Here is a 17,814-nt window from a genome sequence, read left to right as displayed (position 1 = left end):
CTATCCGGGCATAGTCTGCCGGTCTTTGCGTTGATGGCGGACTGTAGGAGCTGCCGAAGGCTGTGATCTTTTGATCTTGAAAATCAACGTCAAAAGATCGCAGCCTTCGGCAGCTCCTACGCAAAGCGGTGTCAGGCGGGCGTTGTGGGTGAAGTTAATCCGTTTCACGTTGCTTGAATGAGCGCGTGGCTCACGCCGTATACCGGGCCCGACTAAAAAACAGCGCAGCCCCGAGGGCGATAGCATTGGTTGAAACGATGCCCAGATCGAAGCCGGCGATGAAAGGCGGCAGCATAAAAATACTCGAAAACCCCAGAGCGAACAGGGTGATGCCCAGCCATTTTCTGAGGCCATAGGATTTCAGATAGAAGAACAACAGCAGGAATACTGCATAAGCCACGGCGTACAGGCCATATTCGTTCATGATCTCACCCGCCTTGAGTCTTGATGATCATGGACGATCCTGAGTGCTGAGGGCCTATGCCACCGCTGACCTGTGCATCCAGGCTGACGATGACATCGCCGGCGTGATAAGTCGGCAATTTGCTCAGCGTGAACTCGCGGACTGCCCATCCCACCGGGATGGCCGCACCGGGCATGAATTTACCTGCCGCTGCCCCGAAAACACCACTGGTGAGGTTGGCGATACTTGTTCGTTGAGCATTGAGTAAATCCCCCTGTTGCCGGGTCAGGGGTTTGGAGATCCCGACCATCATTTGGCAAGGCAAATCCTTGGCGAGCATTTTGTCATAGAGCTCTACCACCAGATTGCTCACTTCATAGTGGGCGGCTTTCGCTTCACCAAAATGCAGTGTTCTGAGGCTACCCCGTTCACCGGCTGACAGGGTGAAGCGCGATACGTTGAAGACAATTCCATGGTTGCCGGAAAACTGATCCCTTTCAAACTTCAATGCTCGCGTCCTTATCGAGTCTGGAAAGGCAGGGAGTTTCTCTTAGCTCCTGGGCTTTCGCAAATGCAAAATCAAAAGCAGCTGAGGCGGCCTGTTTACTCGCGTGTACACCGCCCTGCCGTTTTCGTGTCCGGGTTATCGCATCAAGGCATCAACACTTCAATCGCCCCATCCGCTGTCATGCTGACCTGGCTGGTGCCGGCTTCAACTTCTGGCGTCACCGGTGCCGAATCCATGCCGGCGGCTTTCATCATCATCGGCCCGCGCATGTACGGTTGTGGATAGCCGTTGCTGTTGAGGTTCAGGTTGACGATTTTGTAGCTCTTGCCGCCCAGGGCGTCGGTGGCCAGTTGGGCGCGGGCCTTGAAGGCGGTCACAGCTTCTTTGAGCAGGGCGTCTTCGCTGGCTTTGCGGGTTGGCGTTGCGATGGCGAAGTCCATGCCGCCCATTTTCAGGTCGGTGAGCAATTCGCCGGTGAGTTTGGACAGGGCGGCGAAGTCCGAGCTTTCCAGGCGCAGTTCGGCGCGTTCGCGCCAGCCGGTGATTTTCTGGCCTTTGGTGTCGTAGATCGGGTAGCTGTTGCGGCTGCCTTGGCGCAGGGTGATGTCCTTGACCTGTTTGGCCTGGGCCAGCGCCTTGTTCATGGTAGTGCTGACGTCGGCGGCGAGTTTGGCCGGGTCGGTGTTTTGTTCTTCGGTGTAGAGGGTCACGATCATCAGGTCGCGGGCCACTTCCTGGCTGACTTCGGCGCGCAGGGAGATCTGGTTGTAATGCAACTCGTCGACGGCCAGGGCCGGGAGGCTGGCGGCGGTGCCAACGCTTAGGGCAAGAAGGGCGGCGCTGCGGCGCAATGTGTGCATGAAAAGCTCCTTGGACGATGCGCAGGGGTTAGGGTCCGAACCTGCGTGAAACCATCAGACTCTAGCTTCAATGGTCCGTTTCGCACAGTTACAACTTCTATACAGTCTCAACCGGTGCCGGGCTTTTGTGGCGAGGGAGCTTGCTCCCGCTCGGCTGCGAAGCAGTCGCAAAGTCGGTATGCGTGGTTTGCCAGTTTCACCCGGTTGAATGGTTGGGGTCCGCTTCGCAGGCCGACGTGAGCAAGCTCCCTCGCCACAGGGGCTCATCGGCGAAGCATTCACTTATAAATCCATGAGCCGCAACTGTGGTCGTTTGCCGCACTTTCGCCTCTCAGGCCCGCGGCTTGGTTATACTCCGTGCGATCCGCCTGGAGCGCTCATCAGGAGAGCTCATGCTCGCCCCCGTACAATTGACTTCCGCCACTCGCCAGAACCTCTGGCGGCTGACTTTCATCCGGATTCTGGTGCTCGCCGCCCAGGCCGGCTCCGTAGGCCTGGCCTACTGGCTCCAGCTGCTGCCGTTGCCGTGGGTGCCGCTGGCGATGACCCTGGGCTGTTCGACGCTGTTGTGTGTGTTCACCGCCGTGCGCCTGCGCACTTCGTGGCCGGTTACCGAGCTTGAATACGCCCTGCAACTGGCCTGCGACCTGTTTATCCACAGCGCCTTGTTGTATTTTTCCGGTGGTTCGACCAACCCGTTCGTCTCTTATTACCTGGTGCCGCTGACCATCGCCGCCGTGACGCTGCCGTGGCGCTATTCGGTGATTCTGTCGGGTATCGCCCTGGCGCTGTATACGTTGCTGCTGGCGCGGTTCTACCCGCTGGAAACCTTCCCCATCGCCCGGGAAAACCTGCAGATCTACGGCATGTGGTTGAGTTTTGCCTTGGCCGCCGCCGTCATCACCTTCTTTGCTGCACGCATGGCTGAAGAGCTGCGTCGGCAGGAAGAGCTGCGTGCGATCCGTCGCGAGGAAGGCCTGCGCGATCAGCAATTGCTGGCCGTCGCGACTCAGGCTGCCGGTGCCGCCCATGAACTGGGCACGCCGCTGGCGACCATGAGCGTGTTGCTCAAAGAGATGCAGCAGGATCACCCCGACCCGATGTTGCAGGACGATTTGAAGGTTTTGCAGGATCAGGTCAAGTTGTGCAAGGAAACCTTGCAGCAACTGGTGCGCGCCGCCGAGGCCAACCGTCGTATGGCGGTGGAGATGCAGGATGTCACCGACTGGCTCGACGAAGCGCTCAACCGCTGGCACCTGATGCGTCCTGAGGCCAGTTATCGCTTCCAGCGTCTGGGCCAGGGCACGGTGCCGCGCATGGCGCCGCCGCCGGATTTGACTCAAGCGCTGTTGAACCTGCTGAACAACGCCGCCGATGCCTGCCCTGAAGGCTTGCAAGTGACCCTGGACTGGACCGTCGAAGACTTGACCATCAGCATTCGCGACCATGGTGCCGGTGTACCGCTGGCTATCGCCGAGCAGATCGGCAAACCGTTTTTTACCACCAAGGGCAAAGGTTTCGGCCTGGGCCTGTTTTTGAGCAAGGCCAGCGTGACACGCGCCGGCGGCTCAGTGAAACTCTACAGTCATGAGGAAGGCGGCACGCTCACCGAGCTGCGCCTGCCCCGTGTCGCCCGAGGAGACGAACATGAGTGACGAGATCCAAGTTGAAGGCGAAGAACTGCCGCATTTGCTGCTGGTAGACGACGATGCAACCTTCACCCGCGTGATGGCCCGCGCCATGGCCCGCCGTGGTTTTCGCGTCAGCACCGCAGGTTCCGCCGAAGAGGGCCTGACCATCGCCCAGGCCGATATCCCTGATTACGCCGCGCTGGACCTGAAAATGGACGGCGATTCAGGCCTGGTGTTGCTGCCCAAGCTGCTCGAACTCGACCCGGACATGCGCGTGGTGATCCTCACCGGTTACTCGAGCATTGCCACCGCCGTCGAGGCAATCAAGCGCGGCGCCTGCAATTACCTGTGCAAACCGGCGGATGCCGATGACGTGCTGGCCGCGCTGCTCTCCGAGCACGCCGACCTCGACAGCCTGGTGCCGGAAAACCCGATGTCCGTGGACCGTCTCCAGTGGGAGCACATCCAGCGCGTCCTGACCGAGCACGAAGGCAACATCTCCGCCACCGCCCGTGCCCTGGGCATGCACCGCCGCACGCTGCAGCGCAAACTGCAGAAGCGTCCGGTCCGTCGCTGAACGAGCGCTGAACGGTTATCGCCAGCTCTCGCGATCACACGAGCCGATCATCTATGATCGGTTCGTGTGTGTTCTTTTCTTTATCGAGCCTTATCCATGAATCAGAACGCTGAATATTCCGCGGTCAACGATGCTGTGCGCGGGCAGTTTTTTCGCAAAGTGTGGGCGATGACCACGCCTTACTGGCGCAGCGAAGAGAAGGGCAAGGCCTGGACGCTGTTGATCGCTGTGATTGCGCTGTCATTGTTCAGCGTGGCGATTTCGGTGTGGATCAACAGTTGGTACAAAGACTTCTATAACGCCCTGCAAAAGAAGGACGAAGCAGCCTTCTGGCAGCTGATTCTGTATTTCTGCGGCATCGCCGCCGTGGCGATTCTTGGCGYGGTGTATCGGCTTTATCTGACTCAGATGCTGACCATTCGCTGGCGAGCCTGGCTCACCGAAAAGCACTTCGCCCGCTGGCTAGGCAGCAAGAATTACTATCAGCTGGAGCAGGGCGGTTACACCGATAACCCGGACCAGCGGATTTCCGAAGACCTCAATAAGTTCACCACCAACACCTTGGGCCTGGGCCTTGGGCTGATACGGAACATCGTCAGCCTGGTGTCGTTTTCGATCATTTTGTGGGGCGTGTCGGGCAGCATCGAAGTGTTTGGCTTCACGATCCCCGGCTACATGTTCTGGTGCGCACTGGTTTACGCCGCCGTCGGCAGCTGGCTGACGCATGTGATCGGTCGTCGCTTGATCAGCCTCAACAACAACCAGCAACGTTTCGAAGCCGACTTGCGTTTCTCCATGGTGCGGGTCCGCGAAAATGCGGAGAGCATTGCGCTGTACAACGGCGAACCCAACGAGAACCGTCGTCTGAGCAGTCGCTTCGGCCTGGTTTGGCACAACTTCTGGGACATCATGAAAGTGTCCAAGCGCCTGACTTTCTTCACCGCCGGCTATGCCCAGATTGCAATCATCTTTCCATTCATGGTCGCTGCGCCGCGTTACTTCGCCGGCAAGATCGAACTTGGTGAGCTGATGCAAATCAACTCCGCGTTCGGCAATGTGCAGGAGAACTTCAGCTGGTTCATCAGCGCGTACCAGGACCTTGCCGAGTGGCGCGCCACCTGTGATCGTCTGCTGAGTTTCCGTCAGGCCATGACCGACAACGAAGAGCGCGCGCCGGCCATCGACGTGCAGAATCAGGGTTCGGCACTACGGGTGCATAACCTTGGTCTTGACCTCGCTGACGGTCGTCATTTGCTGACCAATGCCGACATGACCGTGGAGGAGGGCGAGCGCGTCATGCTGAGCGGTCGTTCCGGCAGCGGCAAGTCGACCTTGCTGCGAGCGATGGGGCACCTTTGGCCAGCCGGCCACGGCAGCATTCGCCTGCCGACGGCGCGTTATCTGTTCCTGCCGCAAAAACCCTATCTGCCGATTGGCAGCCTGCGCGAGGCGTTGAGTTATCCACAGCCGGGCGACACCTACCCGCACGAGCGCTACGTCCACGTGCTGGAAACCTGCCGCTTACCGCACCTGGTTTCGCGTCTGGATGAAGCCAATCACTGGCAGCGCATGCTTTCGCCGGGTGAGCAGCAACGTCTGGCCTTCGCCCGTGCGCTGCTGTATGCGCCGCAATGGCTGTACATGGACGAAGCCACCTCGGCGATGGACGAAGAGGATGAAGCGTCGTTGTATCAGGCGTTGATCGATGAATTGCCGGGGCTGAGCATTGTCAGCGTCGGCCATCGCAGCAGCCTGAAACGGCCATCGCGGGCATGCCACGCTCCCACAGGTCAACGGTGATCGTACAACCCGCATGCGCTATGATGCGGTTTCAGCCGTTTTTTCGAGACAGATGTTCACCATGGAAAACCCGATCGACGCACCTCGCCTCCCTCGCAAGCGCCGCAGCCTCGCACAGGAGTTGGTCACGGTGTTGTCCGAGCAGATCCGCGACGGTCAGCTCAAGCGTGGCGACAAGTTGCCCACCGAGTCGGCGATCATGAATGCCCATGGCGTCAGCCGCACCGTGGTGCGTGAAGCGATCTCCCGTTTGCAGGCCGCAGGACAAGTGGAAACCCGTCACGGCATCGGCACCTTCGTGCTCGACACCCCGAGCCCGAGCGGTTTTCGCATCGACCCGGCGACCGTGGTGACCTTGCGCGATGTATTGGCGATTCTGGAACTGCGCATCAGCCTGGAAGTGGAGTCCGCCGGCCTTGCCGCGCAACGTCGCAGCCCGGAGCAGTTAGCGGCGATGCGTGAGGCGCTGGACGCCTTAAACGAAAGTGCCGCCCACGCCGGCGATGCCGTGGCGTCGGACTTCCAGTTCCACCTGCAAATCGCCCTGGCCACCGGCAACCGCTACTTCACCGACATCATGACCCACCTGGGCACCAGCATCATTCCGCGCACACGCCTCAACTCCGCGCGCCTGGCCCATGACGACCAGCAGCATTACATGAGTCGCCTGAGCCGTGAACACGAAGAGATTTACGATGCGATTGCCCGGCAGGATTCCGATGCAGCGCGGGCAGCTATGCGTTTGCATTTGACGAATAGCCGTGAGCGGCTGCGCCAGGCCCATGAAGAGGCGCAGGCGCAGGGTTGAACAGTGCATGGCAGGAAATCGTTCTACACAAAAAAGCGCCTGACCGGTAAACGATCAGGCGCGATGAGGGTCAGGCTTCGATAAACAGTATCAGGGGCTCAGAACACGGCTCCAGACTCGACTCATCCGCGAATTTGTAGCGCAATTGCACTTCTGTGTTCAGGTACTTTTCCAGTTCTGTTTTGGGGATTCGCAGTTCAATTCCCGTCAGTTTTACCATGTCGTCGCAGGCGTCGTCCCAGACGCCGGTAGGCTCTGCGAGGCCCTCCCAGTCAGGCTCTTCCGTATTTGTGCCGAGGATCGGGTAGACATCCCAGTTCGGCGGAATATCGTTCGGGTCCGGCACGCGGACGATCAAGTCTTCACTTAGGGGCGATAGCTGGATGGTTGCCCGATCGGCTGAGTGCTCCGGGAACTGCGGAAGGTGTGCAATAGCAAAAGTCATGTTGAATCGCTCTCCTTGAAAGATCTGCCGCGATCCTTCGCGGCAGTCGTCGCACTTTACCGGGCGCATCGGTGATCTGCCGAACCCGATCATGACCAGGCATTTCAAGGTTCAACACTGCGCGCAGGCAATGATCCTGGGGCGTTGAGTGAAAAATCCCCGAGGGTACTCTTCCGACAACGTATCTCCCTCCTAAGCTTGAAAGGCGCCGCTTTCACCCCTTTAAACAACAATGTTGTCTGACAAAAATACCCACCCAGTGATGAAATGCAGTTGACGGTTGTATTTTAAGTTGTACGATGACCTACAACTTCGGCGAAGGCTGAACGGTTTTCTCACACAACGTTGCTACCAGGGTGTTCGAATAATGAATCCACAAGAACTGAAGTCCATCCTCTCTTCCGGCTTGCTGTCGTTCCCGGTCACCGACTTCAATGCCCAGGGCGACTTCCATCGCGCGGGCTACATCAAGCGTCTCGAGTGGCTGGCCCCATACGGCGCCTCGGCGTTGTTCGCCGCAGGCGGTACCGGTGAGTTCTTCTCTCTGGCGGCCAGCGAATATTCGGAAATCATCAAGACTGCGGTCGACACCTGCGCCAGCAGCGTGCCAATCCTCGCCGGTGTCGGTGGTTCGACCCGCCAGGCTATCGAATACGCTCAGGAAGCCGAGCGCCTGGGGGCCAAAGGCCTGTTGCTGCTGCCGCACTACCTGACCGAAGCCAGCCAGGACGGCGTTGCCGCGCACGTTGAAGCCGTGTGCAAATCGGTAAAAATCGGCGTGGTGGTTTACAACCGCAATGTCTGCCGCCTGACCGCGCCGCTGCTGGAACGACTGGCCGAGCGCTGCCCGAACCTGATCGGCTACAAGGATGGCCTGGGCGATATCGAGCTGATGGTGTCGATCCGTCGCCGTCTCGGCGATCGTTTCAGCTACTTGGGCGGCTTGCCGACTGCTGAAGTCTACGCCGCGGCCTACAAGGCTTTGGGCGTACCGGTTTATTCCTCGGCGGTGTTCAACTTCATCCCGAAAACCGCGATGGATTTCTACCACGCCATCGCTCGCGAAGATCACGCCACCGTCGGCAAGATCATCGATGACTTCTTCCTGCCGTACCTGGATATCCGCAACCGCAAGGCCGGTTACGCGGTGAGCATCGTCAAGGCCGGGGCAAAAATCGCCGGCTATGACGCAGGCCCGGTGCGTGCACCGCTGACCGATCTGACGGGCGAAGAGTACGAAATGCTCGCCGCGCTGATCGACAAGCAGGGCGCGCAGTAACACTCGATAAAACCAGGGCCGCTGAGCGATCAGCGGCTTTTTGCGTGAGGAGATTTGTTGTGGCAGATGCAAAGCGTTTTGATAACTACATCAACGGTGAATGGGTGACGGGCAGTGATTACTGCGCCAACATCAACCCGTCCGAGCTGAGCGATACCCTCGGCGACTATGCCAAGGCTGATCTGGCGCAGGTCCACGCCGCCATCGACGCCGCCCGCGCCGCGTTCCCGGCATGGTCCACTTCCGGTATTCAGGCTCGGCACGATGCGCTGGATAAAGTCGGCAGCGAGATCCTCGCCCGTCGCGAAGAGCTCGGCACGTTGCTGGCCCGGGAAGAGGGCAAGACCCTGCCCGAAGCCATCGGCGAAGTGACCCGCGCCGGCAACATCTTCAAGTTCTTCGCCGGTGAATGCCTGCGTCTGTCCGGTGACTACGTGCCGTCGGTGCGTCCGGGCGTCAATGTCGAAGTCACTCGCGAAGCGCTGGGCGTGGTCGGCCTGATCACGCCATGGAACTTCCCGATCGCGATCCCGGCGTGGAAAATCGCTCCGGCTTTGGCTTACGGCAACTGCGTGGTGCTGAAACCTGCCGATCTGGTGCCGGGCTGTGCCTGGGCGCTGGCGGAAATCATCTCCCGCGCCGGTTTCCCGGCCGGCGTGTTCAACCTGGTGATGGGCAGCGGGCGAGTAGTCGGCGAGGCGCTGGTCAACAGCCCGAAAGTCGATGGCATCAGCTTCACCGGTTCGGTCGGCGTGGGCCGGCAGATCGCGGTCAATTGCGTGTCGCGCCAGGCCAAGGTGCAGCTGGAGATGGGCGGCAAGAACCCGCAGATCATTCTCGACGATGCCGACCTCAAGCAAGCGGTCGAACTGTCGGTGCAGAGCGCGTTCTACTCCACCGGCCAGCGTTGCACCGCGTCGAGCCGTCTCATCGTCACCGCCGGGATTCACGACAAATTCGTCGAAGCCATGGCTGAGCGYATGAAGTCGATCAAGGTCGGTCATGCGTTGAAGTCCGGCACCGACATCGGCCCTGTGGTCTCGCAAGCGCAGTTGGAACAGGACCTGAAGTACATCGACATCGGCCAGTCCGAAGGTGCGCGTCTGGTCAGCGGCGGTGGTCTGGTGACGTGCGACACCGAGGGTTACTTCCTCGCCCCGACGCTGTTTGCCGACAGCGAAGCTGCGATGCGCATCAGCCGCGAAGAGATCTTCGGCCCGGTGGCCAACATCGTTCGCGTAGCGGATTACGACGCTGCACTGGAAATGGCCAACGACACCGAGTTCGGCCTGTCGGCGGGTATCGCCACTACGTCGCTGAAGTACGCCAACCACTTCAAGCGCCATTCCCAGGCCGGGATGGTGATGGTCAACCTGCCGACCGCCGGTGTGGATTACCACGTTCCGTTCGGTGGGCGTAAAGGTTCATCCTATGGTTCACGTGAGCAAGGTCGCTATGCGCAAGAGTTCTACACGGTCGTAAAAACTGCCTACATCGGTTCCTGATACGCCGCAATACCTGTAGGCGCCGGCTCCCACAAAAGCCGGCGCCTACAAATAAATCGTTATTACCCGCATAAAAATAATCAGTGGGAGTACATCTACAATGCAATCGACCAAGCCGACTCACGTCCGCTATTTGATTTTGCTCATGCTGTTTCTGGTGACCACGATCAACTACGCCGACCGGGCGACCATCGCGATCGCCGGCTCCAGCCTGCAAAAAGACCTCGGCATCGACGCGGTCACTCTCGGTTATATCTTCTCCGCATTCGGTTGGGCCTACGTGGCCGGGCAAATTCCCGGTGGCTGGTTGCTGGACCGGTTCGGTTCGAAAAAAGTCTATGCCCTGAGCATCTTTACCTGGTCGCTGTTCACCGTACTGCAAGGCTATGTCGGTGAGTTCGGGCTTTCCACCGCCGTCGTCGCGCTGTTCATGCTGCGCTTTCTGGTGGGCCTGGCCGAAGCGCCATCCTTCCCCGGCAACGCACGCATCGTAGCGGCGTGGTTCCCGACCGCAGAACGCGGCACCGCCTCGGCGATCTTCAACTCGGCGCAATACTTCGCCACCGTACTGTTTGCGCCGCTGATGGGCTGGATCGTCTACAGCTTCGGCTGGCAGCACGTGTTCATCGTCATGGGCGTGATCGGCATCATCTTCTCGGGGATCTGGCTGAAAGTTATCCACAGTCCGCGCCAGCACCCGATGATCAACGACGCCGAGTTCAAGCACATCGCCGACAACGGCGGCATGGTCGACATGGACCAGGACAAAGGTAAAGGCAAAAAGGTCGACGGTCCGAAGTGGGACTACATCCGCCAGTTGCTGACCAACCGCATGATGCTCGGCGTGTACCTGGGCCAGTACTGCATCAACGGCATCACCTACTTCTTCCTGACCTGGTTCCCGGTGTACCTGGTGCAAGAACGCGGCATGACCATCCTCAAGGCCGGTTTCATTGCCTCGTTGCCGGCAATCTGCGGGTTTATCGGTGGCGTGCTCGGCGGAGTGATTTCTGACTATCTGCTGCGCAAGGGCCACTCGCTGACCTTCGCCCGCAAGGCGCCGATCATCGCCGGTCTGCTGGTTTCCAGCAGCATCGTGGCTTGCAACTATGTCGATATCGAATGGATGGTGGTCGGCTTCATGGCCCTGGCCTTCTTCGGCAAAGGTGTGGGCGCATTGGGCTGGGCGGTGGTGTCCGATACCTCGCCGAAACAGATCGCCGGTTTGAGTGGTGGCCTGTTCAACATGTTCGGCAACATTGCGTCGATCACCACGCCGATTGTCATTGGCTACATCATCAGCTCCACCGGCTCCTTCAAATGGGCGCTGGTGTTCGTCGGTTGCAACGCGCTGGTCGCGGTATTCAGCTACCTGGTGATCGTTGGCCCGATCAAACGTGTGGTACTCAAAGAGCCGCCAGTCAGCGGTCCTGAAACGAACAACAAGTTATCTGAAGCGCATTCCTGAGGAGCGGCGTCATGCAGTTGATTGAACATTCCGACTCGCCGCGCTACATCCGCCTGCACGAGCGGGACAATGTGGTGATCGTGGTCAACGATCAGGGCGTACCGGCCGGCACCGAATTCCCCGATGGCCTGGTCACCGTGGATTTCGTGCCGCAGAGCCACAAGGTCACCCTCGAGGACATTCCCGCGGGCGGCCAGGTGATTCGATACGGCCAGACGATCGGCTACGCGTTGCAGCCGATTCCTCGCGGCAGTTGGGTCAAGGAAGATCAACTGCGCATGCCCACCGCGCCACCGCTGGACAGCTTGCCGCTATCCACCGAAGTGCCGGCCGCGCAGGCACCGCTGGAAGGCTTCACCTTCGAGGGCTATCGCAACGCCGACGGCACCGTCGGCACGCGCAACATTCTCGGCATCACCACCACCGTGCAGTGCGTCACCGGCGTGCTGGATCACGCGGTAAAACGCATCAAGGACGAGTTGCTGCCCAAGTACCCGAACGTCGATGACGTGGTGGCGCTGACCCACAGTTACGGCTGTGGCGTGGCGATCACCGCCACCGACGCGTACATCCCGATCCGCACCGTGCGCAATCTGGCGCGCAACCCGAACCTGGGGGGCGAGGCGCTGGTAATCAGCCTGGGCTGCGAGAAATTGCAGGCCGGGCAGGTGATGCATGAGAACGACAGCTCGGTGGATTTGAGCGAGCCGTGGTTGTATCGCTTGCAGGATTCCAGTCACGGTTTTACCGAGATGATCGAGCAGATCATGGCGCTGGCCGAAACCCGTTTGAAGAAGCTCGATCAACGCCGCCGGGAAACCGTGCCGGCGTCCGAGCTGATCCTCGGCATGCAGTGCGGCGGCAGCGATGCGTTCTCCGGGATCACCGCCAACCCGGCCCTGGGCTATGCCTCGGACCTGTTACTGCGGGCCGGTGCGACGGTGATGTTTTCCGAAGTCACCGAAGTGCGCGATGCGATTTACCTGCTGACGTCCCGGGCGGAAACTGAAGAAGTTGCTCAGGAACTGGTGCGGGAAATGGACTGGTACGACCGTTACCTGGCCAAGGGCGAAGCGGATCGCAGCGCCAACACCACGCCGGGGAACAAGAAGGGCGGGTTGTCGAACATTGTCGAGAAGTCCTTGGGCTCGATCGTCAAGTCCGGCAGCAGTGCGATCAACGGGGTGCTTGGCCCTGGGGAACGGTTCAAGCGCAAAGGGCTGATTTTCTGCGCGACCCCGGCCAGTGATTTTGTCTGCGGGACGTTGCAGTTGGCGGCGGGGATGAACCTGCATGTGTTCACCACCGGGCGTGGTACGCCTTATGGATTGGCGATGGCGCCAGTGGTGAAGGTCTCGACTCGCACAGAACTGGCGCAGCGCTGGCCGGACCTGATCGACATCGATGCCGGGCGGATTGYCACCGGGCGGGCGTCGATCGAAGACCTCGGCTGGGAGTTGTTCCACTACTACCTGGACGTGGCCAGCGGCAAGAAACAGACGTGGGCGGAGCAGCACAAGCTGCATAACGACATCACCTTGTTCAACCCGGCGCCGATCACGTAAGACAGCGTTATCGTTCATTGCGGGCTTGTCCGCGAAGGGGCCTTGGAACTGACTGAAGGTTTCAAGAATGTACCCATAAATAAAAAGGCCGCGATCCATATTGGATCGCGGCCTTTTCATTGGCTTCGATTCAGGCGTCAGACCGCATCCAGCTCCGGTTCGTCTGCCTGGATGTTAACGGTTGCTTTCACTTCATCGTGACGACGGATGAACTTCCAGTCCGCCTCGTCGATGTAGATACCGTTCGGGCCGCTGCCGCCTTCCAGGTCGATGGCGACGCTGGCGCAGACTTGCGGCTTCACACTCGCCAGGATCGGCACGAAGCCCAGTTGCAGGCTGGTTTCCAACAGCGCTGCCTGGTTCTTCTCGTCGATGTCTGCTGCCTCGTCGAGGTAGTACGGCAGGCGCACGCGACCAGCCTGGTCGCGGTCCATCAAGTGCAGCAACAAGTACATGTTGGTCAGCGCCTTGATGGTCATGGTGGTGCCGTTGGACGCCGCGCCGTCGATGTCGGTGTGGATCACCGGTTGGCCATTGACCTTGGTGATCTCGAACGCCAGTTCGAACAGATCCTTGAGACCGAGCTGGTTGTGGTTGGCCGCCACCAGCCGTGCCAGGTATTCCTTGGCTTCTTCGTTCTTGTTGTCCTGCTCGGCGCTTTGGCTCAAGTCGAAGACGGAGAGGGTTTCGCCTTCTTCGTACTGACCGGCGCTGTGGATGATCTGGTCAATGTGCTTGAGCGCTTCCTTGTTCGGCGCGAGCACGATACGGAAGCTCTGCAGGTTGGAGACCTGACGTTTGTTGATCTCGCGGTTGAACAGCGCCAGTTGATGTTCGAGGCTGTCGTAGTCGCTGCGGATGTTGCGCAGGGTCCGGGCGATGTCGGTAACCGCCGCGCGACGCGCCTTGCCGAGGGTCAGGGCTTCATCGGTACGGTGTGCGTACGCGTTGATCAGCAGTTGCAGGCGACGTTCCATATCGTCTTCGCTGTCGAACTTGGCCACGCCCTTGAGGCGAACCTGCGCGTAGAGCGCGTCGATCTGCCCGTCGGCCCGCAGCAGGCCTTGCCAGCTGTCCTGATAGTCATTGAGCAATGGCAGCAGGTTGTCCATGGAGTCGTCGACCGGGTCCATGAACGGCGTGCCGAACGGCAGGTCGGCCGGCAACAGCTGACGGCGGCGCAGGGCATCGTCGAGGGTGCGTTGCTTGGCTTCCATGTCACCGATCTGCCGGCCGACCAATTGCAGCTTGGCCGACAGTTGCTGGACGCGTTCGGTGAAGGCATCGCTGGAGCGTTTCAACTCGTCCTGGGCGGCTTCCATCTGCGCCAATTGCTCAAGCTTGTCGCCTTCTTCGGCGCTCAGGGTTTGCGCGCGGCGGAAGTCTTCCAGGGCTTTCTGCGCATCCAGCACCTGTTGGTACAGCGCCTCGGTCTGGGTCTTGCTGGCCGCACGGTCGGCTGCTACGGCTTGCTGGGTTTTCAGTTGCTTGAGTTCTTTTTCCAGACGCTCTTTCTGATCGCGCAGTGCCGCACGGTCGGCCAAGGCTTGCAGGGCCGGTGGCTCGATGTGCGACAGGTCGATGGACAGGCCCGGCACTTCGAAGCGCTCGCCTTTGAAGCCATCGAGGATCAGCTCCATGGATTTGACCCATTCACCGTCCTCATCCAGCGCAATGCCGTGTTCGCCCAACGGCAGGCTGAACAGCGCGCTGTTGAACAGCCGCATCAGGCGCTCGACGTCCTGCTGCGAGAACTCTTCGCGCAGACGGGCATAGCTGTTGTTGTCAGCGTGATCGAGTTGTTGCTTCACCGATTTCAGGCGTTTTTCCAGATCCCGCAGACGCTCTTCCAGGTCTTCGGCCGAAAACTGCCGCGACTGGGCCAGCGCACCGGCCAGTTCATCGTGCGCGTCCTTGGCGGCGAGCAATTGCTGTTCGAGGACTTTGACGTCATCGACCAGGGCGAAGCGATGCTTGAGCACCGACAATTCGCCGAGCCAGCGCTGGATGCCGGTGATTTCCCGCTCCAGGCGCATCAGCTCTTGAGTGCCACCGCGTTGATCGTTTTGCAGGGCGTCCTGCTCGTTGCGGTAGTGCTCGGCCTGAATCGTCAGTTCTTCCTTGCGAGCACTGGCGTAGTCCGACCAGGTGCCGAGCAGGGAATCGAGCAGCGGCGACAGGCGATGCAGTTTTCCGCGCAGGATATCCCGCTGTTTCACGCCGTTGGCCAAGGCTTCGACCAAGGGACCGGCCGCGACCAGCGAGTTGTAGTCCTGCTCCATGCGGCGGACATCGCGGAACGCTTCTTCGCACGCGGCGATGTAATCGACACTGCCGGAACGCAGGCTGTGTTCGAAGGCATCGAGGAACAGCTGCTTGAGCTTGGCCGCGGTGATTTCACGCATGTGCAGCAGGTTGATGAACAGGGCGCGGAAGGTCTTCAGGCTCTGCTCACTGGTGGAGCGCAGCGGGATCAGCGTCAGGTCGAGCGGAATCGAGGTGTGGCCGCCCACCAGCAAACGACGCAGTTCATCCGGCTTGAGTTCGTAGGCTTTCAGGCCTTCGCGCTCAAGATTGGTGAACAGCTCTTTCTGCCGCAGGCAGGTGTCGTCTTTCTGATAATGAGCCAGGTCGAGTTTGCCGGCGTAGGCAAAGAACTGGTGACCGAAACCACCACCCGGGCCGCGACCGACCACGCCAATCACGTGCGGGCCGTGGGGCAGGGAAACTTCGACGAGGATGTAACTGGTGTCCGAGGCGAAGTAGAAACGCCGCGATTGTTCCAGGCTGTACTTGCCGAAACTCATGTCCGACATGCGCGCCAGAATCGGGAACTGCAAGGCGTTGATCGAGGCGGACTTACCAAGGTTGTTCGCGCCGTAGACCGACAGCGGCTCTTCCAGCGGGAACAGGCCGAGGCTGTAACCGGCGGTGTTCAAAAGGGCAAAGCGGCGAATGCCGTAGCGTTCCTTGCTCATGCGTCGGTCTCCTGTTCTTCGGCAATGGCGCGGGCCAGGGCGTCTTCTTCGCTCTCTTCTTCAAACTCGGTGAGATCGAGCGGGTCGTCGGTCTGCAGCAGCTTTTCGTCGCTGTCTTCGTCGATCAGCACCGGCGCCGGCAACGGCAGCACGCTGTGCAGGCTGGCGGCCAGGTCGCGGTCTTGCTGGACCGACAGGCAGACATCGAGGAAGCGGTGCATCGGCGGCAGGAAACGGTAGACACCGTTTTCTTCGCCGGCGAATCCGAGCTGGGTCATGCGGCGCATGATTTTTTCTTCGAGTTCTTCGACGGTCTGCACTTCGGCCTGGATAAACAGGTCGCGGTACTTTTCCAGCAACGATGGCAATTCATCGCGACCGAGGCTGCCACCGTCGAGCACGGCGATCGGGTCGCGGCCCTGGTCGGCCAGGTGTTCGACGAGGATGAAGGTGAACAGCGCCAGACGTTGCGCCGTCTTGTTTACCGCTGCCGCGGCCAGGTCCGGCACGAAGTAATAGAAACCACGGGTGTCGCACACCAGTTCAAAGCCCAGCGCCTTGAACAGGGTGCGGTACTGGTCCTGGAAGTTCGACAGTTGGGCGTACAGCTCCGGGTCGCGGCGGCTGACGTGGTAGCCCTTGAACAGCTCGCGAAAGATCGGCGCCAGCTGGGACAGTTCGTTTAGATCAAGATGCATGTGGGGTGCTCGCAGAATCCTCGGCGGCGGTGTCGCGGGCCGAGAGCAGGGCGAAGGAGCGCAGGCTGACCTGGTGCTCGTGAGTGTGGTAGTCGCGGCGTTCCAGACGCTCGCGCTTGAAGCGTTTTTCCCGCGACAGGCGCGAGAACCAATAGAGCAATTCGTCGGTGGCGCCGTCCGGCTCCTGCTCCAGCAGCCAGCTCATCAGGTCCGGCATCGGCAGGGCATCTTCACAACGTTCGAGCATTTCCCGAACCGTGCGTGGCGCGCGCGGGGCTTCGCCTTTCTGGGTCTTATGGGCCTTGGGGAAACGCGCCGGTTTCGGCTCGAAACGGGCCAGGGCGTAGACATAGGCTTCGACTTGGCTGGCACTGCCGAGGAAGGTGCTTTGCGGGCGGGTGAACAGCGGCATCGCGGCTTGCGGCACCGCATCGATGCCTTTACGACGAATGGCCGACAACGCCAGGGCTGCGCCACGGGTCACGGCGTTGTGCCGGCGGGCTTCTTCGCGCAGCGGCAGCAGCAGCTCGCGGGCGTGACGCAGGGTCAACTGGGCGCTGGTCTGCATTTCGAGGATGCGCGCGTGGGTGCGCAGCAGCATGTCGTCGTCGACCAGATGGCCGAGGCGCTGCTGTTCGGTGAGCATGCGCAACAACACGTTCTCAACCTTGCGCACGCCTTGTTCGAAGGCGCCGTCGGCATTCACCAGCTGAATCATCGGTTCGACGTATTCGTCCCAGGTCGCCAGCACTTCAGCATAACGCTGACGTAGCGGAATCTGCCGGTCGCTGGTCTTGGCCCGCTCGGCGACGGCCACCAGGGCCTGTTCATCGTTGGCGAGTTTCTTCAGCACGTCCCGCACACGCATGTCGAGCAGGCGCAACTGGCGCGCCAGATCGTTGCCGTCGCGAATGTCGAAGGCGTCCTGGATGTAACCGGCCAGGCGTTCGAGATGGCGCAGATAGGCTTCGATTTCCAGGCACAGGCCCAGACGGTGCTCACGGCGCAGGTAGGCGAGGAAGTCGTGAATCTGCGCGTTGAGTTCGAAACGGTTCGGGCTTTTCGCCACGGGAACCAGAATGTCGAGGCGAATCCACACGTCCAGCAGGCTGGTGATGTCCTGCGGTGTGCTGTCCAGTTGCTGGGCGGCCAACTGTGAACGCAGTTCGTTGAGGCTCAGGGTGCCTTGGTCGAAGTGCTCGCACAGTGGCTCCAGAAGTGCCCAGTGTTCAGCGAGGGCGCGCAAGACGCGCTTGGGTTCGATCATCGGAATGGCCGGCTGGTTGGCA

At 60.3% G+C, this 17,814-nt stretch carries 15 protein-coding genes; 8 read left to right on the top strand and 7 right to left on the bottom strand.

All coding sequences use genetic code 11. From position 1 onward, the window contains the following. Window positions 1-190: 190 nt before the first annotated feature. From AC1DIS_RS04900 to AC1DIS_RS04890, 3 genes are all read right to left on the bottom strand, one after another. Window positions 191-424, bottom strand: coding sequence for a hypothetical protein (locus AC1DIS_RS04900; RefSeq protein WP_018929522.1), 234 nt, complete (start codon window positions 422-424; stop codon window positions 191-193). A gap of 4 nt (window positions 425-428) precedes the next feature. Then, window positions 429-911 carry a hypothetical protein gene (locus AC1DIS_RS04895; protein WP_019582420.1) on the bottom strand — a complete coding sequence of 161 codons (483 nt, stop codon included), beginning with the start codon at window positions 909-911 and terminating at the stop codon, window positions 429-431. Between the two features lie 143 nt (window positions 912-1,054). Beyond that, entirely contained in the window at window positions 1,055-1,771 is a 717-nt protein-coding gene (locus AC1DIS_RS04890; protein WP_018929524.1) for an SIMPL domain-containing protein, read from the bottom strand. A gap of 392 nt (window positions 1,772-2,163) precedes the next feature. Between AC1DIS_RS04890 and AC1DIS_RS04885 the strand changes: the two genes are divergently transcribed. The 4 genes from AC1DIS_RS04885 (at window position 2,164) to AC1DIS_RS04870 (ending at window position 6,587) form a co-directional block, all read left to right on the top strand. Further along, entirely contained in the window at window positions 2,164-3,426 is a 1,263-nt protein-coding gene (locus tag AC1DIS_RS04885) for an ATP-binding protein (RefSeq protein WP_018929525.1), read from the top strand. Continuing rightward, entirely contained in the window at window positions 3,419-3,979 is a 561-nt protein-coding gene (locus tag AC1DIS_RS04880; RefSeq protein WP_007939714.1) for a response regulator transcription factor, read from the top strand. Before AC1DIS_RS04885 ends, AC1DIS_RS04880 begins: the two co-directional genes overlap by 8 nt. 96 nt (window positions 3,980-4,075) lie before the next feature. Continuing rightward, a complete protein-coding gene (locus AC1DIS_RS04875) occupies window positions 4,076-5,779 on the top strand; it encodes an ABC transporter ATP-binding protein/permease (protein ID WP_477780795.1) in 1,704 nt (567 codons plus the stop codon). Window positions 5,780-5,840: 61 nt separating this feature from the next. Further along, complete coding sequence (locus AC1DIS_RS04870; protein WP_018929528.1) at window positions 5,841-6,587, top strand: FadR/GntR family transcriptional regulator; 747 nt, start codon at window positions 5,841-5,843, stop codon at window positions 6,585-6,587. Between the two features lie 70 nt (window positions 6,588-6,657). On the opposite strand, the gene AC1DIS_RS04865 is transcribed toward AC1DIS_RS04870, so the two are convergent. After that, window positions 6,658-7,032 (bottom strand): hypothetical protein, encoded by a 375-nt coding sequence (locus AC1DIS_RS04865; RefSeq protein ID WP_477744036.1) that lies wholly within the window; start codon window positions 7,030-7,032, stop codon window positions 6,658-6,660. A 367-nt stretch (window positions 7,033-7,399) separates the two neighbouring features. Between AC1DIS_RS04865 and kdgD the strand changes: the two genes are divergently transcribed. The 4 genes from kdgD (at window position 7,400) to garD (ending at window position 12,849) form a co-directional block, all read left to right on the top strand. After that, entirely contained in the window at window positions 7,400-8,311 is a 912-nt protein-coding gene (kdgD, locus tag AC1DIS_RS04860) for a 5-dehydro-4-deoxyglucarate dehydratase (protein WP_007939720.1), read from the top strand. A 59-nt stretch (window positions 8,312-8,370) separates the two neighbouring features. After that, the gene (locus AC1DIS_RS04855) at window positions 8,371-9,816 is read left to right on the top strand and encodes an aldehyde dehydrogenase family protein (protein ID WP_018929530.1); all 1,446 of its coding nucleotides are present in this window, start codon (window positions 8,371-8,373) and stop codon (window positions 9,814-9,816) included. A gap of 100 nt (window positions 9,817-9,916) precedes the next feature. Then, the gene (locus AC1DIS_RS04850; RefSeq protein WP_018929531.1) at window positions 9,917-11,284 is read left to right on the top strand and encodes an MFS transporter; all 1,368 of its coding nucleotides are present in this window, start codon (window positions 9,917-9,919) and stop codon (window positions 11,282-11,284) included. 11 nt (window positions 11,285-11,295) lie between these two features. Further along, window positions 11,296-12,849, top strand: a complete 1,554-nt coding sequence (garD, locus tag AC1DIS_RS04845) for a galactarate dehydratase (RefSeq protein ID WP_477780794.1) — start codon at window positions 11,296-11,298, stop codon at window positions 12,847-12,849. 137 nt (window positions 12,850-12,986) lie between these two features. Here garD and mksF read toward each other — a convergent pair whose 3' ends face one another. From mksF to mksB, 3 genes are read right to left on the bottom strand one after another with little or no spacing between them, the layout of a single operon-like run. Next, entirely contained in the window at window positions 12,987-15,827 is a 2,841-nt protein-coding gene (gene mksF, locus AC1DIS_RS04840) for an Mks condensin complex protein MksF (protein ID WP_477744034.1), read from the bottom strand. Then, window positions 15,824-16,525, bottom strand: a complete 702-nt coding sequence (gene mksE / locus AC1DIS_RS04835) for an Mks condensin complex protein MksE (RefSeq protein ID WP_018929534.1) — start codon at window positions 16,523-16,525, stop codon at window positions 15,824-15,826. Before mksE ends, mksF begins: the two co-directional genes overlap by 4 nt. Then, window positions 16,515-17,792, bottom strand: a complete 1,278-nt coding sequence (mksB, locus tag AC1DIS_RS04830) for an Mks condensin complex protein MksB (protein WP_026286675.1) — start codon at window positions 17,790-17,792, stop codon at window positions 16,515-16,517. Before mksB ends, mksE begins: the two co-directional genes overlap by 11 nt. Between the last annotated feature and the right edge of the window lie 22 nt (window positions 17,793-17,814).

This window comes from Pseudomonas sp. 05N433 (assembly GCF_056396925.1).
This window is presented reverse-complemented; position numbering and strand designations above follow the sequence as displayed.